This is a genomic window from Mycolicibacterium sp. XJ2546, assembly GCF_053483195.1.
Genome location: NZ_JBEFRW010000017.1, coordinates 1 through 24021 on the forward strand (window position 1 = coordinate 1; position 24021 = coordinate 24021).

Genomic DNA, 24021 nt, shown 5'->3' on the forward strand with positions numbered 1-24021 from the left:
GCTTTACCCAAGGCGCCGGCGGGCTGTCCGCCCAAATGTCGTGGATGGATTCGACTCAGGGAACTCGCGTACTCGCCCGCGAATCTCGCGTACGAAGCATCAACGTCATCGCGCCACCGACCAACGCCAGGCCGGCAAATGCGTTTAGGGCACTTTCACCGCTCGCGTCGACTCCCATGACTGCCCCGCCCAGCAGCGGGCCGACTATTCCGCCGACTCTGCCCGTAGCAGCGCACCAGGCCGCTCCGGCATGCCTAACCCCTTCCGAATACAAGTGGCCAACGAGACCGTAGATTAAAATCTGGGTGCCGATGGTCCCGACACCGACGATGCTGACCGCGACCAGCAATACCAGCAACGGCATCCCTCGTGGGAGCGCGAACAACACTGCCGATGCCATTAAAAAGGTTGTGAGGACAACGCCTTTCGGGCCTAGCCTGTCGGCGACTACCGCTGCAAGAAGGACGCCAATGACAGCACCGCCATTGAGAGTGAGCAGCACGAACAACGAGACCGTGACTTGGAGTCCGTGAGCTTGCATTATCACCGGCAGCCAGGTGTTCAGACCGTAGGTCAGCAGTAGAGCAATAAAGCTCATCGTGCCCAGCAGAAGTGTTTCCACAACGCGACTTCTGCTAAATAGGCTGAGAATCCCAGAGGACGCAACCCTCGCGGCGACCTTCCGGCCCTCCCCCACAGCCGTCGCTGGACCGTCTGGGTATGGCAGTACTTCACGCACCGCGGCGGGAAGTCGCATCACCATTGGTGGAACCAGGAGAATCAGTGGAAGCGCTCCGAGGAGGAATACTCCCCGCCACCCCACAGCGTCATCAAACACAAGTGCGGCACCGGCCGCTAAGACACCTCCCAGCGGGATGCCGCTGCACATCACAGCGTTGTGCAGGTGCGCTCTTCCCGGTGGAGCAAACTCTGCGACGATGACGACAGCCGCGGATACCATGCCTCCCAAGCCGATTCCGGTGACGAAGCGCAGTATCGCGAAAGTCAAAGCGTTGGGCGCGGCAGCAATAAGACCCATGCCGATTGACGACACGATGACAGAGGTGGTCACGAGTGTCCTGCTCGCACACCGATGCCCCATAACACCGATTACGATCGCCCCCACCAGCATCCCGAGCAATGAGCAGAAGCTCAGTAAGCCTGCACCGCCCAGCGTCAATGGGCCCAGCTGTGTCGTGTCACGTACTAGCTGTGGCAATACGGCGCCGTACGCGACGGGTTCGTATCCGACAAGCATGACGACCAGCGTCGTCAATGGAAGCACCCACGCCCTACTTCCTGTACGCCCATGCGCCGCACGGAATCTAACCGCAGTCCTCTCGCTCGTCGCTATCGAAGTCCGGTTCGCCGAATCGGTCGTTGGAAGGCGGCGGCTCACCCGGCGACCGTGAATGGTGGCAATTGTTGACAATTGGGCGTAGTGGGCTCCCTATTGAACCGGTCGGTGATCCACTGCATGCCACGTTCGCCCTCGACGAAATACGTCAATATGCTGTTGGTGGCGGTTTTATTGAGGAACGGGGGTTGCTCGTTGGTCCAAAATTGCACATCGACACCTTGAGCGCACCAGTCCGCGGCCAACTGTCTGGCACCGACCCATGGAAAAGTTGGGTCGAATCGATTTATGTCGATTTGTACGGGCGCGGTCGGCTTCAACGAACCCAATCGCTGAGCCGCCATCGCCGACTTGATCGGCTCCGATTCGAACATCTGACGAAGGTCTTGGTTGAAGTACGGCTGCAAATGGCGAAACTGGAATTTCAATATGACTTCGTCGAGGCAGTTATATCGAGTCTTCTGAATAAAATCGACTCCTCTGGGAGTCATTGTGCTCATGATGAACTCCTCGGCTTCAGGAAAGGCCCCGATGAAGGTATTGAGCGCATATCCCATCGTTCCGACAAGCATGGAGCCGTCGGCGTAGTCTGCCGCCAGGGCGGGGTCGGCGAGTGGTGCGCCAAGCCACGCACCAACAACGTCGAGCTCGGGGGCATAGCTCGGCGCCATCTCGACAGCCGCACCGGCGGCCGAGCCGCCGAGTCCGTATCCCCAAAATGCAACGGGACCGTCCGGTTCCAAGGAGGTCCCCGGCAGCCGCATCGCTGCCCGGGCCGCATCAATCACCGCGTGTGCAGTGGGGACCCGTATCCCCGCGGTAGGAGGGCCGTAAGTGCCGATGCCCTGATAGTCGGTGATAACCAGCGCGAATCCGCGGTCGAGCATGGTCGCGAGGAATCCTTCTTCGAAGTAGAACACGAAATCCAGGAACCCCCCGTAGTGGATGCCGCCTTCGCTGATGAGGCGCGAAATGGCGCACTGATCGCCTAACCCCTGCAACCATGGCGCGATCGCGACCAGCGGACGTGGGCCACTACCCGGCCACTGGCGGTCCGGTTCAAGGTAGGTGCCGGTTACCGCAACAGGTTGACCCCGCATGTCAGTGCTTTGATACATGATGCGTGTTCCTTCGCCCGAGTAGTTCCCGTGACCTGCCGGATCGAGCGCGATACGCGACGGCTCCGTCCGGATGAGGTCACCAGGGAGGGCTGTAGGCAGGGGATCTGGAGGTGTATAGAACGGCCGGTACTGGCACTCCGGCTGATAGCCAATGTTTGGCGGACAGGCTTCCTCGGCGCTGGCGGAAGGATGCTGCGCGATTACCGTGGAGACTGCGAGCGCAAGAGCGAGTGTCAGCAGGAGCCGCGGAATCGAGGCTCTGCCGCGCGTAACTGCTTTGCACCTCAGAAGGGATACTGCCAAAGTCATTTTCGTCCTTCGCGTTTGGCTTTGAATCGCCCGATTTGATTCGCTGAATGGATGAGAAACCGATCCCACAGTGGAAGTGGCCATCACCCGAGTCCGGCCTGAAACCCGTCCAACAGGTCAGTCGGCCGAGTCCAAGAAACGAGCCCAGAAATTAGACCGACCGCACAGCGCGCTCCCGCCGGCCGTTCCGTTCGAGGTGACTTGGTACAACCGTGGCAAGATACATAGGACCCAGATCCTGTGTAGTGGTCCTTGGCTCCGCGGAGCCAGTACTCTGAGTAGGGCACCTCCCTCAATTCAAGGCTGTTCCAGATGTTTTCGTAGTTCGGCGCTCGATATCGTCATCCTGATTTCTAGCTGCGGTCGAATTCGGACTCGCCTTGGGAAAGCCAGACGAGTGCACGTTCGCATCGCTGCCCAGACCGGCCGTCACCACTGCTCCGGGGCAATGCGCTGAGAACCCTGGACGAGCTCGTCATGCTGGTTGACCTACTGCTGCCAACACGTGCCTCCCATAGCCGAACTCCCCTCTCCCGCGGTTAGGTCCAAGTACGCCCACTCGGTAGCGGTATATCGGCTGCCGACATCTGCGCTTCAGAAGCACCTGCACATTCCTCCGAAGCCCACAACACAGCAAGCTGCCTGGGCCGCGGCACAACCTTGACCTCACCTAGATCCGCCCTCTACGAGGGGGTTACATCCGTCAATACACGGGTTATCGTATTTCTGAACTGTGACGTGCAGCTATCTTGAAGACGCACACGCTATACCGATTGCGCGGTGGAGGGAGGCTCCTGTGTCAGTAGCGGGACCAATGCCGGACGATTCTTCGACGTCAATCACGAAGCCGCCCTTAGCAAGATTCGAACGTGCCGATGCTGCAAACCTTGATGAAGCTCGGTCAGTGGTAACCGATGTGTTTGTGCCGCACCAGCTAGGACCTCTGGCGCTCCATCGCAAGGTTCGAGCACGGTTTCATTCAATCGATCTTGGCCCGATTGGCTTGCACTACTTAGATTACGGTGCCGGAGTGAGAATTGCCCGCGGGCCATTTCACCACTTCTACCTGATTCAGATCCCCTTGGCGGGGAGAGCGCAGATCAAGTCGGGCGACAACCAGATAGTGTCGGACCCGACAATGGCGTCGGTACTGTCCCCAGACGAAGGCTTTCTCATGCATTGGGGTGATAGGAACCCGCAGCTCTTGGTCCAAGTGGACAGGGACTACCTTGAGAAGCACCTGCGGCAGATGGTCGGCGGCCGCCTAAGCGTGCCAGTTCAGTTTGAGTTGGGAATGGACCTCGCCGGACCTGCGATCTCCTCGTGGAAGCGGGTCCTCGATCTGCTGGTTCAAGACGTCGATAATCCGATATCTCATCCACTCGAGGAGATCGCACCTCCGGAATTGCAGCATTTACTCCTGAGCCGGTTGATCCGCTGTCAGCCCAACAACTACTGGCCGCTAGTGCACCGAGAGCCGGGAAAGGTGACACCACAACCTATTCGGCATGCTGCCGAACTGATCGAGGCGCACGCTGATGAGCCGTTGAGCGTGGAGGACATCGCCGAGGCGGTCGGCCTCAGCGTCCGCGCCTTGCAAGAGGGATTCCGTCGCCACATCAGTTCAACTCCTATGACGTTCTTGCGTGACGTCAGATTGAGACGAGCACACGACGACCTCGTCGATGCCGACCCAACCACATCAACCGTTACCGAAATTGCAGCAAGATGGGGGTTCTTACAGCCTGGGCGCTTCTCCGTGCTTTACCGCGATCGATTCGGTGAGTCTCCGTCAGCGACGCTCCGGCGTTGAGACGCGCGCCAGCAATACCTGGACGCTCGACCCAAATGCGCAGATCAGAAAATGCTTAGCGAAGACACATACGGACTCGGATACACTTAAATAATGTTGTCCCGCAACACTATTGCCTTGATGGTCAAACTTAGAAGCCTGGCCGGTGGTTTTGAGTTCTCAGGCCTGCTTTCGGCAGTAAGCGTGCTCGGTGGATGGCTGGCCATCTCCAGACTTGGGAGATGGCAGACGAGCTCGTTGAAGTAGTGGGACTCGTCAGGGTCGAGGTGCTGGCGCATGAAGGGCGACTAGTTTGGTGCCCGACCCCTACGAGCGGCTGATGGCGCGGCCTAGCCTCCCCGTATGGCTGAACTTGAAAGCCTTACCCGTACGACCACGGCCGGCTAGAACGAAGCGCCAGGGTCATTTAGCCGCCCTCAGTATCGAGCGCTCCAGCCAGGCGCTTCTGTGGGGTTCAAGTCCCCCCTCGGACACCACATCAGTACACGTCGCGCACGTAGCGTTTGGCGGCCACCAGCTCGCGTTTGTAATCGTGGGCCTGCTCGTGTGACATGCCGCCGTGGCGTTCGATGATCTTCGTGAACGCGTCGTCGACGTCTTTGGCCATCCGGGCGGCATCGCCGCAGACGTAGAAATGCGCACCGTCGGCCACCCAGCGCCATACGTCGGCGCCGTAATCAAGCATCTTGTGCTGGACGTACACCGGCTTGGCCTGGTCGCGGGAGAACGCCAGATCCAAGCGGTTGAGCAGCCCGTCGCGCGCCATGTCCTCGAAATCGTCGCGGTAGTAATAGTTCTCGCGGCGATGTCGTTCACCGAAGAACAGCCAGTTGCGGCCGGTGTGGCCGCGGGCGCGTCGCTCCTGCAGAAACCCGCGGAACGGCGCCACCCCGGTGCCCGGGCCGATCATGATCATCGGTGTCGCGCCGTCCTCGGGCGGCCGGAAATGCGGCGAGCGCTGCAGAAACACCGGCGCCGACGCCGCCCGGTCGGCCAGATACGTCGAACAGACCCCGCCGCGCGGGCCGCCGTCGGCCCCGCGGTAGCGCACCACCGCCACCGTCAACTGCACCTCGTGCGGGCTCACCAGCGGGCTCGACGAAATCGAGTAGCTGCGCGGTGTCAGCCGCACCAGCACCTGCTGCCACTCCACCGGATCGGCATGCACGACGAACCGCTGCACTAGATCCAGCCCGTTGCGGCCCACCAGCCACTTGTCGCGCTTGTCCCCCGATGCGCGCAGCGGTTTGGCGTCGCGGCTGTGGTCGGCGATGAACCGCAGCAGATCGGGGGTGACCCGGCAGATGTCGTAGTGCGTCGTCAGCGCGTCCCGCAGGCTCATCTCGGTGCCGTCCACCTCGACGACCTGCCCGCCACGCAGCCCGGTCGCGATCAACCATGCCTCCACGACCGCCGGATCGTTCTCGGCGAACACACCCAGCGAATCGCCGGTGGCGTAGCTGACGTCGTGCGCTGATATGTCAAAGCCAAACTGGCGCACCTCCTTCCGCGACGTGGACGCGGTCAGCAGGGTGTTGCGCACCAACGGAACGACGATCGGCTGCGCGCGGGTGAACGGTTCGGCGACCGTCGTCAACGGCGCGCTCACCTTTCCGAGTAGCGTGCCGACCTGCTCGGCCCAGCGCCGCATCGGTTCGTCATCGTGCGCCTCGCATTCGGCGCGCTCGAGCATCCGCGTCGCCCCGAGCGCGGCCAACTTCGCGTCGATCGATTTGGCGTGCCCGCAGAAGTTCGCATAGGAGCGGTCGCCGATCCCGAGCACCGCATACCGGATGCCGTCCAGCCTCGGCGCGTCCGGCGACACCAGCCGGGACCAGAAGCCCGCCCCGTTGTCGGGTGGCTCCCCGTCCCCGAACGTGCTGGTGACAACGAACACGTACCGCCCGCTCCCCAGGTGCGTCAACTCCGCGTCGTCCATGTTGACCAGGTGCACGTCGCCGAGCCGGTCGGCCAACTGGGTGGCGAACTGCTCGGCGGTGCCGGTCTGCGACGCCCACAGCACCAGGGGTCCGTCACCGGGATGCGGCGGCGCAGCGACCGTGCGGGCGGCAGGCGCCGGGCCCACCGGCCGCAGGGTGACCGCGCACGCCTTGAACTCGGGTTGCAGTGAGTCGGGGTCGACGGCGTCGTTGGTCACTGCGTTGACCGTGAGCAGCTCACCGTGTTCGTCGTTCCAGTGAAACGGCGCGAAGCAATTGCGGGGCCGCACCCGCTCGGTGACCACCGCCGGAAGCACCGCGCGGCCACGTCGCGAGATCAGCTCCACGCGCTGACCTTCCACGATCTGCAGCTCGGCGGCATCGGCGGGATGAATCTCGACGAACGGGCCGTTGTCGAGCTTGTTGAGTGCGGCGACCCTGCCCGTCTTGGTCATCGTGTGCCATTGGTGCGGCAGTCGGCCGGTGTTGAACACGAACGGATAGTCGTTGTCGACACGTTCGGCCGGGTCGATGTGCGGGCGGGCGCAAAACCGCGCGCGCCCCGACGGCGTCGGGAACGTCAGGCCGCCGCGGTCGAGGTAGCGGATCGGGTTCCGGGGGCCTCCGCCCGGCGGGCATGGCCACTGCTGCGGCGTATCCCGCAGCCGCGCATAGCTGATTCCGCGCAGGTCGTATCCGGTGGCCGGGTTGGTGAAACCGCGGATCTCGTCGAAGATCTGCTCGCTGGAGTCGTAGCTGAAGTGCTCTCCGAAGCCCAGATGCGTTGCGACCTCACAGATCAGCTGCCAGTCCGGCCGGGCCTGCCCGGGCGGGGCGGTCGACTGTTGCAGCAGCGTCATGGTGCGTTCGGAGTTGACCATCACACCGTCGGATTCGGCCCACATCGCAGCGGGAAGCACGATGTCGGCGTACCGGTTGGTCGCGGTGCCGCCGTAGGCGTCCTGGGTGATGACAAGCTCGGCGCGCTGCAGCGCGTCGAGCACCGTGTCCCGATTCGCCACGGAGGCAACAGGGTTGGTGCAGATGATCCAGCAGGCCTTGATGTCGCCGTCGGCGGTGCGGCGGAACATGGCGATGGTGCCGGGCCCGACGTCGGACCGGACGGTACCCGACGGCAGACCCCACTGCTGTTCGACGAACGCGCGGTCGGCCGCCGACGTCACCGCGCGTTGTCCGGGTAAACCCGGCCCCATGTAACCCATTTCGCGTCCGCCCATGGCGTTGGGCTGGCCGGTCAGCGACATCGGGCCGCTTCCCGGTCGGCAGATCGCGCCGGTCGCCAGGTGCAGGTTGCAGATCGCGTTGGTGTTCGCGGTGCCGTGCGTGCTCTGGTTGAGCCCCATGGTCCAGCAGGTCATCCACTCCCCCGCGTCGGCGATCATGCCGGCTGCGGTGCGGATGTCGGATTCGGCCAGCCCGGTAATCTCAGCGACCACCGGGGGCGGGTAGTCGGCGAGGAAGGCGGGCATCGTTTCCCAGCCCTCGGTGTGCTCGGCGATGAACCGGTGGTCGACGTGGCCGTTTGCGACGAGAAGATGCAGCAGACCGTTCAGCAGCGCCAGATCGGTTCCGGGTTTGATCTGCAGGAACAGGTCGGCGCGTTCGGCGGTGGTGGTGCGGCGCGGGTCGACGACGACCAGCTTGGCGCCGGCCTTCAATCGGTCGGCCATCCGCAGGTACAGGATCGGATGACAATCGGCCATATTCGAGCCGATGACGAAAAACAGGTCGGTGCAATCGAAGTCGTCATAGGAGCCCGGTGGGCCATCGGCGCCCAGCGACTGTTTGAACCCAGCGCCTGCGCTGGCCATACACAGCCGCGAGTTCGACTCGAGGTGCACGGTACGCAGGAAACCCTTGGCCAGCTTGGTCGCCAGGTACTGGGCTTCGATCGTCATCTGGCCCGAGACATACAGCGCGACGGCATCGGGTCCGTGCTCATCGACGATGGCGCGTAACCGCCGGCCGGCCTCGGCGGCCGCCTCGTCGACGTCGGCCGCGACGAGCTGCTCGCCGCGGCGCATCAGCGCGCAGGTCAACCGGTCATCGTCGGCGCGCATCATCTCCGCGTGCGTCGCACCTTTGGTGCATAGCCGACCGGCGTTGGTGGGATGCAGCTTGTCACCGGTGATCCGGGCGATGACGGGTCGGCCGGTGTCACCGTCGGTCCGGGTGTGCACCTCGATGCCGCATCCGACACCGCAGTACGAGCACGCGGTGCGGGTCACGGTGTTCGTCATGGGCGCCGTCAAGTCGCGGTCACCGGCGCCGGTGCCCGGCCGGTCTGCTCGCCCGCACCGGCGCGTGCGGTCTGGATGCGCAGGAACACGAACCAGGTGACGAACGCGCAGACGAGGTAGAAGCCGAGGAACACCCAGAAGGCGTTGGTGGCCGACTTCGCGTCGCTGACGTAGGAGGCGCGCAGCACGACGTTGATGAACACGCCGCCGAGCGCACCGACCGCGCCGGCGAATCCGATCAGCGCACCGGACATGCTGCGCGACCATGCCGCCTTCTCGCTGCGCGTCCAGTCGATGCGGCCCTGGGCCTTGGCCTCGAAGATTGACGGGATCATCTTGTAGGTGGAGCCGTTGCCGATGCCGGAGAGGATGAACAAGCAGATGAAGCCGGCGACGTAGGCGATCATCTGTCCGTCGGTGGCGGCGCCGGCAGTGCGGTCGTCGAGCATGCCTGCGGTGACGAGGATTCCGGCGGCGAAGATCATCGCCACGAAGGTGTACAGGGTGATTTTTCCGCCGCCGATCCGGTCGGCCAGCCTACCGCCGAACGGTCGTGAGATGGAGCCCAACAGCGGTCCGAGGAAGGCGATCTGGGCGGCATGTAGCGAGGCCTGGGCCGGGCTGTCACCGCCGGCGAGGAAGTTGATCTGCAGCACCTGGCCGAAGGCGAACGAGAACCCGATGAACGATCCGAAGGTGCCGATGTAGAGAAAGCTCATCACCCAGGAGTGTTTAAAGCGCAACGCCTCTGCCATCGCGCTGAGGTTGGACCGCTGATTGCCGAGGTTGTCCATGAACAGCGTCGCGCCCAAGGCGGCTGTCGCGATGAGGGCAAGGTAGATGGCACAGACGATTTCGGGCGCGGTGTTGCTCACCGTGGCGATCACCAACAGACCGACGAGCTGGATCACCGGAACACCGATGTTGCCGCCGCCGGCGTTCAGTCCCAGCGCCCAACCCTTGAGCCGCTGGGGGTAGAAGGCGTTGATGTTGGTCATCGACGACGCGAAGTTGCCGCCGCCCAACCCGGCGAACGCCGCGACGACCATGAACGTGGTGTAGGAGGTCTCGGGTCGCCCCATCACCCACAGCGTCATCAGGGTCGGACCGAGCAGCAGCAGGGCGCTGACGATCGTCCAGTTGCGTCCGCCGAACTTGGCGGGCGCGATCGTGTACGGGATGCGCATCGCCGCGCCGACCAGGGTGGGGATCGCGACCAGATAGAACTTGCCCGCCGCGTCGATCCGGTAGACGTCCTGCGGCATGAACAGCACCATCACCGACCAGATCGACCACACCGAGAACCCGACGTGCTCGGCGAAGATCGACCAGATCAGGTTGCGTCTGGCGATGTGCTTACCGGCGGATTCCCAGGCCTCGACATCTTCGGCGTCCCAGTGCTCGATGGTGCGCCCGCGGCTCAATGTCTTCACGTGAACAAGGCTGACGCGAAGCCATTCCGCGACCGTTGCACCGTCGTGTCGCGTACATCAACACTGCCTCATTCCGCGTGAGCGGCCGATGCGCGGTCGAGGAAACCCGCCCGAAACAATTGCGAGCCAGGTCACTTTGGGCCGCGACGTTAAGCGGCGTGGAGGTTGGCGAGTTCGATGCTGATGTGCATTTCGACTTCGCTGATTGTGATCGGCGCTGGCCCCGGCAACGGTGGCGCCTTGGAGTGATATCGCGCCCCAGTAGGCGTGATGAACTCGGCTTCATGCGCGCCGTCGACCTCACAGCCGGTCACATGCCAGCCTGGTGCTTCCTTGACGTAATTGCAGTGTTCACACGCGCCCAACCCGTTGACCGCGCTGGTGGGCCCACCCCGATGATGCGGCACCGCATGATCACGATGCCGGATCGGCGCATCACAGTAGGGGGTGCGACATCTCTGATCGCGCAACCCGATAAACAGGGCCAACGCTTTGGGAAACCGCCGTGCACGTGACTCCATCGCCACCAGCGCCCCCGACTTGGGGTGCCGATACAACCGCCGCAACGTGGCCACCGACTTCTTGTCGGCCACCGCAGCGGCCACCACCTTGCGCGCCACCGACGCTGGAATCGGCCCATACCCGTCCACCACCGCCGGGTGCTCGTCATCACCCAGCAGGGTCTGATCGCTGATGATCATGTTGACTGCTACCGGCTCAGGCTGCTCGGCGGGCCGACCGGTGACGCGTTCGACCAGGGTGTCGGCCATCACCTGGCCCCGCGGTCGCCCGTCGAACGTGGTGTCGGCGGCGCGTCTGAGCGCCGCATACACTCCAACCCCCTGAGCCACCGGCAGCAACGCGGTCACATAAGTCATTGAATCCGGAGCTGGGCGCACGCTGACGTTGCGGTCCTTTTCGGCCTTGGCCATCCGATCGACCACCGCCTGCGGATCGAGCCGATACGCGATCTTTTTGGCCTCGGTTTCGATCCGCTTATCACCCATGCCATCCAGGGATGCGATATCGGCACACATTTCGGCATCCAGCGTCTGCCGATCCTCGATACTCAGGCAGGCCGATTCGCGCACGATCACCGTCGCCCGCCATTCCGAAAGCGCCCCACACTCCAATGCCGCCAACGTATACGGCATTTCATGCACCAGCGCCTTGGCAAAACCCAGATGCCTACCCCCGCACGTGGGCGCCTCACGGCGGGCCAAAGCCACCTCACTGGCCAACCCGTTACCTCTCTTGGCCCTGGGCACCCCCGCAGCCGCCTCCGCCGCACGGCGTTTGGCGTCCAACAACGCCGCCGCCCGGGCCTGACCCGCAGCCGCCGCAGACTTCACCTGCTCCAACACCGCGATCCGTTCGACCAACACAGCCTCGTCAGCATGCGGATCCACCGCGGCCAGCTCGGTCAAATCGAACATGACCCAACGATATAGCCCCCCACCGACAAGTTTTGGACTCGCGCCGCTCAGCCTCGTCCGAGTTCGTGCGCCAGCGCGGCGTCGATGCGCGGACGGCGGAACCGGTGCCCCAGCGCCTCGAGCTTGGCCGGCACCACCCGCTGGCTGGCCTCGGCGACTTCGCGGACACCCTGCTGCCCCAACAGGATCCGCGGCCCCAGCGACGGCACCGGTAACACCGCCGGGCGTCGCATTACGCGGGCAAGCGCCGCGGTGTAGTCGGCGTTGCGCACCGGGGTCGGCGCGACGGCATTGACGGGTCCGCTCAGGCGGTCGTCATACAGCGCGCGCAGATACACGTCGAGCAGATCATCCAACCCGATCCACGCCAGCCACTGTTGGCCGCTGCCGAGCCGCCCACCAAGCCCGGCCGCGAACAGCGGCCGCAGCAGCCGCAACGTGCCACCGCGCGCGGACTGCACCACCCCGGTGCGGACCGTGACCACCCGCACCCCGGCCGCGTCGGCAGGTGTCGTCGCGGCTTCCCAGTCTGCGACCACGTCGGCCAGAAACCCCGCGCCGCGGTCGCTGTCCTCATCGAGCACGGCGTCGCCGCGGTCGGCACCGTAGACCCCGGCCCCCGAAGCGGTGACGAACACGCGCGGGCCGCCCGCAGCCGCCACCTCGGCCAGCCGCCGGGTGGGTTCAACGCGGCTGTCGCGGATCGCGGCCTTGTGCGCCTCGTTGAAGCGTCCGGCGATCGACGCACCGGCCAGGTGGATGACGGCGTCCACGCCCGCCAACAGTTGCGGGTGCGGCCGGTCGGGATCCCACTGCCGCTCGTCGTCGGAGCTCGCCGGCCGCCGCACCAGCCGGATCACCCGGTGCCCGCCGGTGCTCAGGAACGCCGTCAGCGCAGTCCCGACCAGCCCTGACGCGCCGGTCACCGCCACCACCAGCGGTGGCAACCCGGCGGCCGCCGCGTCGCGGTGCGCGGCCAGGTCGTCGGCGAGCTGGCGGTGCCGGTAGACGAACATCGGCCGTAGCGCCGCGCCCGGAACCGGCGCCTCGACCCGGTCACAGACCCGCGTGCCGCCGGATACCTCGCTGAACTCGTGGCTGTGTGTCCACCGCCCGACCACCCTGACCGGCCACGACGTCGGGCCTTCCGACGAAAGCACGTCGACGAAGCGGTACGGCGGCGCGTAGCGCGCCGGATCGTGCTGGGCCACCCAGCGCAGCCCGCCCGGCAGGCCGAGCACCGCCTGGCCGTCAGCCAGCGACTGCGTCTCCGCGACCACCTTCATCGGCTGCCACGGCGGCACCAGGCGGCGCATCGCGCCCGGTCGGGTGTGCCAGCCGAACACCTCGTCGAGCCGGTGATCGACGAAGCTCTGGTACTCGATTCCCATGTTGAGCCATTGGATACCCAATCGTCGTAGGCTGAGAGCGTTCCCGATAGCGAAGTGGCTGCGATGAGCGGATGGGGTGAGCTCGCCCGACGGAATTCGGAGCGGGTCTTTGCGAACCGGCAGGAAGCCGGCGAGGTCCTCGGCGAGGAGTTGTCGTCCTACCGCGGCAAGGACAACGTGCTGGTGCTGGGTTTAGCGCGCGGCGGGGTTCCGGTCGGATGGCACGTGGCGTCGGCGTTGCACGCACCGCTGGACGTGTTCCTGGTCCGCAAGCTCGGAGTGCCGCACTGGCCGGAGCTGGCGATGGGCGCACTGGCCAGCGGCGGCGGCATTGTGCTCAACGACAGCGTGGTGCGCAGCCTCCGCATCAGCGACGAACAACTGCAGGATGTCATCAACCGCGAAACCGAGGAGCTGCACCGACGCGAACGCGCCTACCGCGGCGACCGTCCGCCGGTCGACGTTTCCGGGCGCATCGTGATCCTGGTCGACGACGGCATCGCCACCGGTGCCAGCATGCTCGCGGCCGTGCGCGCGGTGCGGGCCGGCGGGCCGGCGCGGCTGGTGGTCGCGGTGCCGGTGGGCGCGCCGTCCGCCTGCCGCGAGATGGCGGCCGAAGCCGACGAGGTGGTGTGCGTGACGATGCCGGCCGGGTTCGAAGCGGTCGGGCAGGTGTTCCAGGACTTCCGTCAGGTCACCGACGACGAGGTTCGCGAATTGCTCGCTACCCCAACGGTTTAGCGGTTGTTATCGTCGGCCTGTTCGACGACGGTGGTCTCCGCGTCATCCTCGGGTAGATCCCGGGGTGGTTCCGCATCGGTGTCGGGGTACTCGGCGTCGAACTGCTCCGCCTCGGCGGGGGTCTCGGCCTCTTCGGCTTCCTCGGTGCTGCCCCTGCTTCGTTCGCGCACTGCGTCGACGATCAACAGCAGGACACCGATGGCGCTGGCGGCGATACACACCCAGGCGATCAGCTCATTGCTTGTGACGACTGCGGTTACCAGCGCGGCCAGGCCGATGACGGCGAGCACGAGCGCAACGATCAGCATTGATCAACCCTAGGTGGACGGAAGCCTCGGAGCGCTAGTTATTGCCCCGATTGAATTGGTTGAAGCCGGCGCTTTCGCTATTGGCTCCGGAGTCGACCGGTGCGGCCGAGCCGCGCTGGCCGAGTTCTTCGAGCTGGGATTCCAGGTAGGTCTTCAACCGGGTGCGGTATTCACGCTCGAAGGTCCGCAGTTGTTCGAGACGGCCTTCCAACACGGTGCGCTGCTGGTTGATGGTCCCCATGATCTCGGAGTGTTTGCGTTCGGCGTCGGCCTGCAACGCGTCGGCCTTCTCCTGGGCCTGACGCAGCTGTGCCTCCGAGCGGGTCTGCGCGTCGGCCAGCATCGCATCGGCGCGCTGGCGCGCGTCGGCGACGGTGGTCTCGGCGGTCTGGCGGGCTTCGCTGACCATCGCGTCGGCCTGTGCGCGTGCGTCGGCAAGCATCTTCTCGGACTCGGCCTTGGCGCTGCCGGTCAACCGGTCGGCGGTGTCCTGCGCCAGGCTGAGCACCTTGGCCGCGCGCAGATGCTGATCCTCGGTGGACGCGGTGGACGCCGTGGCGGCGGGTGCCTCGTATACGGGCTGCGGCGCCGGCTCGGCGGGCTGTTCGTATTGCGGGACGCTCGGTGCCGCTGTTGCCTGGCCACCGCCGTCGGCGCGGGCGCCCGCAAGCTCCTGGTCCAGTTCGGCGACGCGCTGACGCAGATCGGTGTTCTCTTCGATCAGGCGGGCCAGTTCCGCCTCGACCAGGTCGAGGAACGCGTCGACCTCGTCCTCGTTGTACCCGCGCTTCCCGATCGGTGGCTTACTGAACGCGACGTTGTGAACGTCGGCTGGTGTGAGCGGCATCGTATGCCCCCTTGGAGTCTGGACCGTCAACCGATCTCAAAGTGTAGAGCCTTGGTTTATCACTGGGCGTAACTGGCGTCCATCCTGTCACACCAGACCCGTCGGTTGCAGGCGAGGTTAATAATTAAGAACGAATTTTACCGGGGCGAAGCGGCGCGGATCGGCGCTCAGGCGGCCGCGCCGAACGCGAGCTGCATGCCGATGAACGCCAGCAGCAACAACACCATGATCGACAGATCGAACCGCACGGCACCTATTGTGAGCTGCGGAATCAGGCGCCGCAGCAGCCGCACCGGCGGATCGGTCAGGGTCATGATGATCTCGAGGATCACCACCGTCGCACCCTTGGGATGCCAGTCGCGGGAGAACGTGCGGATGAACTCGACTACGACGCGGGCAATGAGCAGCAGCCAGAACACGAACAGGACGAAGCCCAGGATCTGGAAGAACTGCGACAACGGAGCGACCTCGCTACGGACGGTGTGACGTTTGGCAAGACGGAGGCTCTCGGCTGCCACAGCCTCAAGCGCCAGGCCAGCCTACCTGTACAACGCAGCGAGCCTACTGATAGGCGTAGAAGCCCGCCTCGGCGATGCGGCGCCGCTCCTCGGCAGTGACGTCGATGTCGGCCGGCGAGAGTAGGAACACCTTGGTGGCCACCTTGTCGAACGAGCCGCGCAGGGCGAAGGCCAGGCCGGCGGCGAAGTCGACGAGCCGCTTGGCGTCGGCGTTGTCCATCGTGACGAGGTCGATGATCACCGGGGTGCCGTCGCGGAACCGCTCACCGATGGTGCGCGCCTCGCTGTAGTCCTTGGGCCGAAGCGTAGTGATCTTCGATAGCGGGCTGCCCGCCTCGAAAAGCTCCGCCATCCGGCGCGGGTCCATCGCCAGCGCGCCACGGGTCGCACCGCGCAGTGAACCGCCGAACCGCGGTGCCGGCCGGTCGAATTCACGCGGGGCGCGCAGGCGCGGCTCGAAGCGGCCCTCGTCGGCGTAACCGCCGCGGTAGCCGACCGGCGGGTCGTCGTAGTCACGGTCGTCGTAGCCCCGGCCGTAGCCGTCGTCGTCGAACCGGTCGTCTCGGGGGCGACGGGAGTAGCCGCGCATCGGGGCGCGGTCCTCTTCGTCGTAGTACTCGTCGTCGTAGTCATCCATCGGCGCCATGCCGAAGTAAGCCTTGACCTTGTGCAGTGTGCTCATCGCTCGACCCTTCTGGTAACGCAGGCTCTGGTGTCTGTGATGAAGATGTGACTAGAGTGACTACTTCAAGGGAACGTTAGAGGACGTGGCCCCAATAGCGCGGTACCGACACGCACACATGTGGAGCCGTGTTTGATCGCCGCCTCGAGGTCGTCAGACATCCCTGCCGACAGCTCAAGCCGCTGGTGATAGTGGTTTTGTACCCGCTGATGCTCGGTTTGTAACCGGCCGAATGCGGTATCGGCGTCCGCGTCGAGCGGCGGAATTGCCATCAGCCCCGCGAACTCCAGCGCCTCGGCGGCCTCGGCTGCCGCACACATTTCGTCGACGAGATCGGGGCGTTCCACGTAGACGCCGCCACGGCGTTCGTCGCCGTCGAGGCTGAGCTGGATGCAGACGCGCAAGGGTTCGGTGCGTCGCCCGTCTGCCAGCGCCTCGGTGACAGCGCGGTTGAGTGCGTCGAGCACCTTGCGGCTGTCGACGGAGTGCGCCGCGTAGGCCCACCCGGCGATCGCGCGCGCTTTATTGCGTTGAATGCGCCCGACCATGTGCCAGCGAACCGTTGTCGCGCCCGCCATTTCACGCAGTTCCGCGATCTTATTGGAGGCTTCCTGTTCGCGGGACTCGCCAAAAGAACGGCAGCCCAATTGCGTCAAAACAAGTACGTCGGAGGCCGGAAAGAATTTTGTGACGGGAAGCAATTCGATTTCGTTCTCATCGCGTCCGGCCGCCTCCGCGGCATCGGTGATGCGGGCCCGCAGCGCGCTGAGCGCCTCGGCCAGTTCGAGTTCACGCGTCGTCGCCACCGTCGCCGTCATTCCATCCACACCAGCGAAGCCATCCGCCCGGTGGGGGCGTCGCGCCGGTGGCTGAACAGGGTGGTGTCCTCGACGGTGCACCGCGGATCGATGTCGACGGCGGTGATCCCCAAACCCGTGAGTTGCCGGGCGATTCCGGCGCGCAGGTCAAGGCCCGGGGTGTTCTTCGCCGTCACGGTGCGGCTGCCCGGCAGCGCGGCCTCGACCTCGTCGGCCATGACGGCGGGCACTTCGTAGTTGCGTCCGCTGACCGCCGGGCCCAGCAGCGCGGAGATGTCCTCGGCATGCGCGCCCAGGCCGAGCATCGCCTCGACCGCGCGCACCACCACTCCCTGCTGCGCGCCGACGCGTCCGGCGTGCACGGCGGCCACCACGCCGGCGCGCGCGTCGGCCATCAGCACCGGGACGCAATCGGCGGTCACCACCGCCAGCGCCAACCGCGGCGTCGCGGTCACCAGGGCGTCGGTGTTGTCGAGGGCAGCCTGGGCTGGGCCGTCGACCACCGCGACACGGTCGCCGTGCACCTGGTTCATCCACACCACCGCGTCGTCGCCGAGGCCGATCGCCGCGCGCAGCCGCTTGCGGTTGGCTGCCACCGCGGCGGGGTCGTCGCCGACGTGGTCGCCGAGGTTGAAGGTGTCGTAGGGCGGCGCGGAGACGCCGCCGGCGCGGGTGGTGGTCACGCGCCGAATGCGAACCGTCACGGTCGCCAGTATTGCGTCAAGCTCAGGCTCAGCGGCGCATGAAGGGCGGGACATCGACGTCGTCGTCGGAGATGCCGCCATCGTCGCCGCCGATGCTGACCGTCGCGCCGTTGGTGTGCGCAGGCACGCTGGCGGGGTCGGAGGGCTCGAACAGCGAGGTGCTCACCTTGCCTGCCTTGCCCGACTCGATCGGCGGGGTCGACGTGGACGAGGAGCTCACGACCGGGGTGCGGCCCGGTCCGCTGGAGTCGAAGCCCGCCGCGATGACCGTGACGCGCACCTCGTCGCCCAGCGAGTCGTCGATGACCGTGCCGAAGATGATGTTGGCGTCCTGATGTGCGGCGTCTTGCACCAGCGAGGCGGCCTCGTTGATCTCGAACAGGCCGAGGTCGCTGCCGCCGGCCACCGACAGCAGCACGCCCTGGGCGCCTTCCATCGAGGCTTCCAGCAGCGGCGAGTTGATTGCGATCTCGGCGGCCTTGAGCGCACGCCCGTCGCCGCGTGCCGAGCCGATGCCCATCAACGCGGTGCCCGCCCCGCTCATCACGCCCTTGACGTCGGCGAAGTCGACGTTGATCAGGCCCGGGGTGGTGATCAGGTCGGTGATGCCCTGCACGCCGTTGAGCAGCACCTCGTCGGCGCTGCGGAACGCATCCATCAGCGACACGGCGGCGTCGCCCATCTGCAGCAGCCGGTCGTTGGGGATGACGATCAGGGTGTCGCAGCTCTCGCGCAGCGCCTGGATGCCGAGCTCGGCCTGGTTGCTTCGGCGCTTGCCCTCAAACGAGAACGGCCGCGTCACCACGCCGACGGTCAACGCACCGAGCTTGCGGGCGATCGACGCGACCACAGGTGCGCCGCCGGTGCCGGTGCCGCCGCCTTCACCGGCGGTGACGAACACCATGTCGGCGCCGCGCAGCAGCTCCTCGATGTCATCCTTGGCGTCCTCGGCGGCCTTTCGCCCCACCTCGGGATCGGCGCCGGCGCCGAGCCCACGGGTGGACTCGCGTCCGACGTCGAGCTTGACGTCGGCATCGCTCATCAACAGCGCCTGCGCATCGGTGTTGATCGCGATGAACTCGACGCCCTTGAGGCCCTGTTCGATCATTCGGTTGACGGCATTGACGCCGCCACCGCCGATGCCGACGACCTTGATCACGGCGAGGTAATTGTGCGGGGGGGTCATCGATCGCCTTCCTCCCTGGTTGCCGGTGGGACGCCGAACGGCTTGAACACATCCAGTAAACTCTCAACCTCAACCAGAGGGTTATAGTTATGTCAAGTTGTTCCGCGCAACCAGAACGGTAGGACGAGGTCGCGGGGTATCCATGCAGGCGCGCCGACGCGCGTGTCGAGATTTTTCGAAACTTCTGCGGCACCGGGCGCCGCGGCGCTACTTGACCGTAGGCAAATCCGGACTGGACACGTCGTAGATGTGGCCCGGCTGGGTGAGCAGGGCCGCCAGTGTCACGGCCTTCTCTTCGGTGCGATCGGTGGTGCCCCACACCACTTCCCGCCCGTCGAGCAACTTCAACGTGATCGCGGCGACCGACGGCGCGGAGATGCGCGCGATCTGGGCGGCCACCTCCGGCGGCAACGAGGTCATCACCTGCAGCGCCGCCTGGGTGGGCGGATCGTTGGGTCCGGGCGTTTCGGTGTCGAGGTACGGCACACCGGGCGGCGGCACCTCGGTGGCGAAGTCGACCCCGTCGCGGTCGAAGAGGTGCGGTCCGTCCGGATAGTCCTTGACCACGACGGGCACCCGTTCGACCACGGTGATGCGCAGCGTCGACGGGTACTGCCGCTGCACCCGCGCGCTGGCCACCCGGCGGATCATCGCCACCCGTTCGGCGACCGAGTCGGTGTCGACCTGCAACAGCGGTGTGCCGGGTGCCACGGCGGCCGCGTCGATGACCTGTTCCTCGGGTATGGCATCCAGCCCGACGACCGCGACGTTGCGTGCCGACATGACCGGCGTGAAGTACAGCAGCAGTCCGAGACCGACCACGACGACGCTGATCAGCGCCGTCCACATCAACATCTTCAGACCCCGAACCGTGCCTTTGCCAAGCTTTTTCGTCTCTTCGACGGTCTGGCCCATGGCGCGGCGCTTGGCTTCGCGCCGGGCCTGCTCGATCGCGGTGGCGCGGGCCTGGGCGGCGCGTCGTTCTTCGCGCTCGCGCCGCGCCCGGCGCCGCGGCCCCTCGTAATCCGGTGCGGCGGCGGGCATCACCGGTTCGGCGGCCGGGTCGGTGTTGGTGTCCGTCGGTTCGGTCATCGCAGCGCCGTCCCGGATTTGCCCGGCGCGCTGCGGTTGGCCTTGGCCTGCAGCGCGACGAGGATTTCCGCGCCGAGCATGGTCACGTCACCGGCACCCATCGTGACGACGACGTCGGCGGGCTCGGCGAGCTCGGCGACCTGTTCGGCGACGGCGGAGAAGTCCGGGATGTATCTCACCGGCACGCTGACGTGTTCGGCGACGCTGGCGCCGCTCACCCCGGCGATCGGTTGTTCGCGCGCGGCATACACGTCGAGCACCAGCACCTGATCGGCCCCGTCCAGCGCCCTGCCGAAGTCGCGGGCGAAAGTCTCTGTGCGCGAATACAAGTGCGGCTGGAAAACCACGATCGCGCGCCCCTGCCCGGCCTGTTCGGTCGCGGTGCGCAGCGCGCTCAACGTGGCGCGGATCTCGGTCGGGTGATGCGCGTAGTCGTCGAAGACCCGCACCCCGTATGCGGTTCCCACCAGCTCGAACCGCCTGCGCACGCCTTCGAATCCGGCGAGCCCGTCGAGAACCGTGTCCACCGGCGCGTCGACCTGCATCGCGGCCAGCAGCGCACCGAGTGCGTTGAGCGCCATGTGCCGTCCGGGCACCGAAAGCCGCATCACCCGCGCGTGCGGTTCGCCGGCCAGTTGGATGTGCGCTACCGCGCCGGTGTCGTGCTGCTCCCAGCTGAGCAGGGTGGCGTCCAGCGGTTGGCCCGGGTCGCTGCCGTAGCGCAGCACCCGGATGCCCAGCGCCTCGGTGCGCTCGCCAAGCGCCGCCGCGCCGGGGTCGTCAGCGCAGACCACAACTGCCCCACCGGGTTTGAGGCGCTCGACGAAATCGTCGAACACCGCTGTGTAGGCCTCGACGCTGCCGAAGAAGTCGAGGTGGTCGGCCTCGATGTTGGTCACCACGGCGACGTCGGGGGTGTACTCCAGCAGCGAGCCGTCGCTCTCGTCGGCCTCGGCGACAAAACAGTCCCCGCTGCCGTGGTGCGCGTTGGTGCCGGCCTCCCCCAGATCGCCTCCGACGGCGAACGACGGGTCAAAACCGCTGTGCTGCAAGGCGACGATGAGCATCGAGGTGGTGGTGGTCTTGCCGTGTGTCCCGGTCACCATCAACGTCGTGTGATCGGTCATCAACTTGGCGAGCACCGCCGGGCGCAGCACCACCGGGATTCCACGCTTGCGCGCCTCGACCAGTTCAGGGTTGGTCTTGGGGATCGCGGCGTGCGTGGTGACCACTGCGGTGGGCCCGCCGGGCAATAGGTCCAGCGAGGACTCGTCGTGGCCGATGCGGATCGATGCGCCGCGTGCGCGCAGCGCGAGGACGCCGCGCGATTCCTTGGCATCCGAACCCGACACCATGCCGCCACGGTCCAGCAGGATGCGCGCGATGCCCGACATACCCGCTCCCCCGATGCCGACCATGTGCACGCGCTGCAGGTCGTCGGGCAGGCTCAGGTTCGGGTTCACCTGATGGCCTTACGCTCGGCGCGCGCGATGTCGAGCGCGATCTGGGCGATCCGTTGCGCGGCGTCGCGGTGTCCGGCCAGCGCGGCGGCCGCGGTCATCGACTGCATCCGGCCGGTGTCGGTGAGCAGGCCCACCACGGTGTTGGCGACGAAGGACGGGGACAATTCGGCGTCGTCGACGATCAGCCCGCCGCCGGCGTTGACCACGGGCAGCGCGTTGAGCCGTTGTTCGCCGTTGCCGATCGGCAACGGTACGTACACTGCGGGCAGCCCGACCGCGGTCACCTCTGCGACCGTCATCGCCCCCGAGCGGCAGATCGCCAGATCCGCTCCGGCGTAAGCCAAGTCCATCCGGTTCAGGTAGGGCACGGCGACGTAGGGCGGGTCGCCGTCGGCGGGCTCGCGAAGGTCCAGCGTGTTCTTGCTGCCGTGGGCGTGCAGTACCGAAATACCCGCGGCCGCCAGGTCTTTGGCGGCCGCGGCCACCGCCCGGTTGAGCGACTGCGCGCCTTGGGATCCGCCGAAGACCAGCAGCACCTTCGCGTCGTCGGCGAACCCGAAGTGCGCCCGCGCCTCGGCCCGCAGCGCGGCGCGGTCCAACGAGGTGATCGCCGCGCGCACCGGCACGCCCACCACCTCGACGTCGCCGCGCAATCCCGGGTCGGGTACCGCGGAGAGCACGCGGCGCGCCGAGCGCGCACCAACCCGGTTGGCCCAACCCGCGCTGGCGTTGGCCTCGTGCACCACCACCGGGACGCCGCCCCGGCCGAAGCGCCCGCGCGCCGCCAGGTAGGCCGGCACCGCGACGTATCCGCCGAACCCGACGACGACGTCGGCGTGGACGGCGTCGAGCACCGCGCGGGTCTGGCGCACCGCACGGCGCAACCGCACCGGAAGTCGCAGTAGATCACCGGACGGTTTACGGGGCAGCGGGACCGGGGTGATCAACTCCAGGCGATAGCCGCGTTCGGGCACCAGCCGGGTTTCCAGCCCGCGCTCGGTGCCCAGCGCGGTGATCTGCACTGTCGGATCGAGCGCGGTCAGCGCGTCGGCGACCGCCATCGCCGGTTCGACGTGTCCCGCGGTACCACCGCCCGCAAGCACCACCGAAACCCTATTCACCCGTAACGCTGACCTTCCAATGTGCGGGACCGCCGGCCTTTCTCAGATCGGCCGCCTCCATGATGCCTTGCGCCCCGTACCGGTCGGGCAGCCGCGGGGGGTTTGCGCGCGGGTTTCTTGGCCGGTTTGCGCGCGGGTTTCTTGGCCGGCTCCCGGGTGCGCAGGCGGTCACGCAGCGCTTCGGTGCGGGTCGGCACGTACGGCGCAGGCAACGGCAACCGCAACAACCGGTTCACCCGGTCGTCGCGGCCTGCGCGCAGCGCCGCCACCGCCTCGGGTTCGTGGCGCGCCGCGTTGGCCATGATGCCGATGATGAACAGCGTTGTCGCCGTTGATGTTCCACCGGCAGAGATGAGCGGCAGCTGCAGCCCGGTGACCGGCAGCAGGCCGACCACGTAGCCGACGTTGATGAAGACCTGGCCCATGATCCACAGCGTCGCGGTCGCGGTGACCAGCCGCAGGAACGGATCGGCCGAGCGCCGCGCGATGCGCATGCCGGTGTAGGCGAACAGGCCGAACAGGCACAGCAACCCGGCGGCCCCGACGAAGCCGAGTTCCTCGCCGATGATCGCGAAGATGAAATCGTTGTGCGCGTTGGGCAGGTAGTTCCACTTGGCGGCGCCCTGGCCCAGTCCGTCGCCGAAGAACCCGCCGTTGGCCAGCGCGAACCGCGCCTGTTTGGCCTGGTAGCCGGAGCCCTGGGTGTCCATCTGGGGGTTCAGCCACGACATCACCCGGTCGGACCGGTAGCCCTCGACCATGGCCAGCACCGCCGCCGAGGCCATCACCGCGAACAGCGAGGACACAAACACCCGCAGCGGCAAGCCGGCGTACCACAGCAGCGCCAGCAGGATGATGCCCAGCGAGACCGTCTGCCCGAGGTCGGGCTGGGCGACGATGAGCGCCAGCGCGATGACGGCGGCGGGCACCAGCGGCACCAGCATCTCACGCAGCGAGGCCCGCTCCATGCGGCGTGCGGCCAGCAGGTGCGCACCCCAAATCGCGAACGCGATCTTTGCCAGCTCGGAGGGCTGCATGGAAAAGCCCGACACCACGAACCAGCCGCGAGATCCGTTGGCTACCTTCCCGATTCCCGGCACCAGCACCAGGATCAGCAGCACAATCGTGATGGCGAAGCCGGTGAACGCCAGGCTGCGCATCACCTGCACCCGGGTGCGCAACGCGACGTAGAACCCGATCAGCCCGACGACGGTCCACAGCACCTGCTTGCCGAACACCACCCACGGCGAGCCGTCCTGGTCGTAGGAGTAGACGCCGGAGGCCGACAGCACCATCGTCAGCCCGAGCATGGTGAGCAGCGCGGCGACGGCGATGATCAGGTGAAACGACGTCATCGGCCGGCCCAACCAGCTGCCGAACCGGGTGCGCGGCGCCGGCTGCCCCAGCGGTTGCTCGGCGGCGTCTGGGACGACGCCCACCCTGCGCTGCCGCAAGCGGGTCAGGATGTTGCTCATCGGCG

At 66.3% G+C, this 24021-nt stretch carries 18 protein-coding genes and 1 pseudogene; 2 read left to right on the plus strand and 17 right to left on the minus strand.

What is annotated here, in order from left to right; genetic code table 11:
- Positions 1 to 55 precede the first annotated feature (55 nt).
- Together ABQE44_RS21600 and ABQE44_RS21605 are read right to left on the minus strand one after the other, a co-directional pair.
- Positions 56 to 1276 carry an MFS transporter gene (locus tag ABQE44_RS21600; protein ID WP_448431832.1) on the minus strand — a complete coding sequence of 407 codons (1221 nt, stop codon included), beginning with the start codon at positions 1274 to 1276 and terminating at the stop codon, positions 56 to 58.
- A 119-nt stretch (positions 1277 to 1395) separates the two neighbouring features.
- Positions 1396 to 2787, minus strand: a complete 1392-nt coding sequence (locus ABQE44_RS21605) for a lipase family protein (RefSeq protein ID WP_448431834.1) — start codon at positions 2785 to 2787, stop codon at positions 1396 to 1398.
- An 814-nt stretch (positions 2788 to 3601) separates the two neighbouring features.
- On the opposite strand from ABQE44_RS21605, the gene ABQE44_RS21610 reads away from it, so the two are divergent.
- The gene (locus ABQE44_RS21610; protein ID WP_448431909.1) at positions 3602 to 4600 is read left to right on the plus strand and encodes an AraC family transcriptional regulator; all 999 of its coding nucleotides are present in this window, start codon (positions 3602 to 3604) and stop codon (positions 4598 to 4600) included.
- Between the two features lie 478 nt (positions 4601 to 5078).
- Here the strand turns inward: ABQE44_RS21610 and ABQE44_RS21615 are convergent, their stop codons facing one another.
- The 4 genes from ABQE44_RS21615 to ABQE44_RS21630 all read right to left on the minus strand — a co-directional run bounded on the left by ABQE44_RS21615 (position 5079) and on the right by ABQE44_RS21630 (position 13061).
- Positions 5079 to 8801, minus strand: coding sequence for a bifunctional nitrate reductase/sulfite reductase flavoprotein subunit alpha (locus ABQE44_RS21615; protein WP_448431836.1), 3723 nt, complete (start codon positions 8799 to 8801; stop codon positions 5079 to 5081).
- A gap of 8 nt (positions 8802 to 8809) precedes the next feature.
- Positions 8810 to 10234, minus strand: a complete 1425-nt coding sequence (locus ABQE44_RS21620; RefSeq protein WP_448431838.1) for a nitrate/nitrite transporter — start codon at positions 10232 to 10234, stop codon at positions 8810 to 8812.
- A 149-nt stretch (positions 10235 to 10383) separates the two neighbouring features.
- Positions 10384 to 11670, minus strand: coding sequence for an HNH endonuclease (locus ABQE44_RS21625; protein ID WP_448431840.1), 1287 nt, complete (start codon positions 11668 to 11670; stop codon positions 10384 to 10386).
- Between the two features lie 47 nt (positions 11671 to 11717).
- Positions 11718 to 13061 (minus strand): TIGR01777 family oxidoreductase, encoded by a 1344-nt coding sequence (locus ABQE44_RS21630; protein ID WP_448431911.1) that lies wholly within the window; start codon positions 13059 to 13061, stop codon positions 11718 to 11720.
- 117 nt (positions 13062 to 13178) lie between these two features.
- On the opposite strand from ABQE44_RS21630, the pseudogene ABQE44_RS21635 reads away from it, so the two are divergent.
- Positions 13179 to 13802, plus strand: a pseudogene (locus ABQE44_RS21635) (phosphoribosyltransferase); the annotation flags it as partial.
- Here the strand turns inward: ABQE44_RS21635 and ABQE44_RS21640 are convergent.
- The 11 genes from ABQE44_RS21640 to ftsW form a co-directional block, all read right to left on the minus strand.
- Positions 13799 to 14110 (minus strand): DUF308 domain-containing protein, encoded by a 312-nt coding sequence (locus ABQE44_RS21640; RefSeq protein ID WP_448394209.1) that lies wholly within the window; start codon positions 14108 to 14110, stop codon positions 13799 to 13801. The pseudogene ABQE44_RS21635 and the gene ABQE44_RS21640 sit on opposite strands and share 4 nt — an antisense overlap.
- Positions 14111 to 14144: 34 nt before the next feature.
- Entirely contained in the window at positions 14145 to 14957 is an 813-nt protein-coding gene (gene wag31, locus ABQE44_RS21645; protein ID WP_448431842.1) for a DivIVA-like cell division protein Wag31, read from the minus strand.
- Between the two features lie 167 nt (positions 14958 to 15124).
- Entirely contained in the window at positions 15125 to 15415 is a 291-nt protein-coding gene (locus ABQE44_RS21650; protein ID WP_448394211.1) for a YggT family protein, read from the minus strand.
- Between the two features lie 103 nt (positions 15416 to 15518).
- Positions 15519 to 16157: a cell division protein SepF gene (locus ABQE44_RS21655; RefSeq protein ID WP_448394212.1), complete on the minus strand. Its 639-nt coding sequence runs from the start codon at positions 16155 to 16157 to the stop codon at positions 15519 to 15521.
- Between the two features lie 65 nt (positions 16158 to 16222).
- Positions 16223 to 16975, minus strand: coding sequence for a YggS family pyridoxal phosphate-dependent enzyme (locus tag ABQE44_RS21660; protein ID WP_448431844.1), 753 nt, complete (start codon positions 16973 to 16975; stop codon positions 16223 to 16225).
- Positions 16972 to 17679, minus strand: coding sequence for a peptidoglycan editing factor PgeF (pgeF, locus tag ABQE44_RS21665; RefSeq protein WP_448431846.1), 708 nt, complete (start codon positions 17677 to 17679; stop codon positions 16972 to 16974). Before pgeF ends, ABQE44_RS21660 begins: the two co-directional genes overlap by 4 nt.
- Before the next feature lie 28 nt (positions 17680 to 17707).
- The gene (ftsZ, locus tag ABQE44_RS21670) at positions 17708 to 18865 is read right to left on the minus strand and encodes a cell division protein FtsZ (RefSeq protein WP_448394215.1); all 1158 of its coding nucleotides are present in this window, start codon (positions 18863 to 18865) and stop codon (positions 17708 to 17710) included.
- Between the two features lie 207 nt (positions 18866 to 19072).
- Entirely contained in the window at positions 19073 to 19957 is an 885-nt protein-coding gene (locus ABQE44_RS21675) for a cell division protein FtsQ/DivIB (RefSeq protein WP_448431848.1), read from the minus strand.
- Positions 19954 to 21375 carry a UDP-N-acetylmuramate--L-alanine ligase gene (gene murC / locus ABQE44_RS21680; protein WP_448431913.1) on the minus strand — a complete coding sequence of 474 codons (1422 nt, stop codon included), beginning with the start codon at positions 21373 to 21375 and terminating at the stop codon, positions 19954 to 19956. Before murC ends, ABQE44_RS21675 begins: the two co-directional genes overlap by 4 nt.
- A 41-nt stretch (positions 21376 to 21416) precedes the next feature.
- A complete protein-coding gene (murG, locus tag ABQE44_RS21685) occupies positions 21417 to 22541 on the minus strand; it encodes an undecaprenyldiphospho-muramoylpentapeptide beta-N-acetylglucosaminyltransferase (protein WP_448431850.1) in 1125 nt (374 codons plus the stop codon).
- Positions 22538 to 24016: a putative lipid II flippase FtsW gene (gene ftsW / locus ABQE44_RS21690; protein WP_448394218.1), complete on the minus strand. Its 1479-nt coding sequence runs from the start codon at positions 24014 to 24016 to the stop codon at positions 22538 to 22540. Before ftsW ends, murG begins: the two co-directional genes overlap by 4 nt.
- Positions 24017 to 24021: the final 5 nt, after the last annotated feature.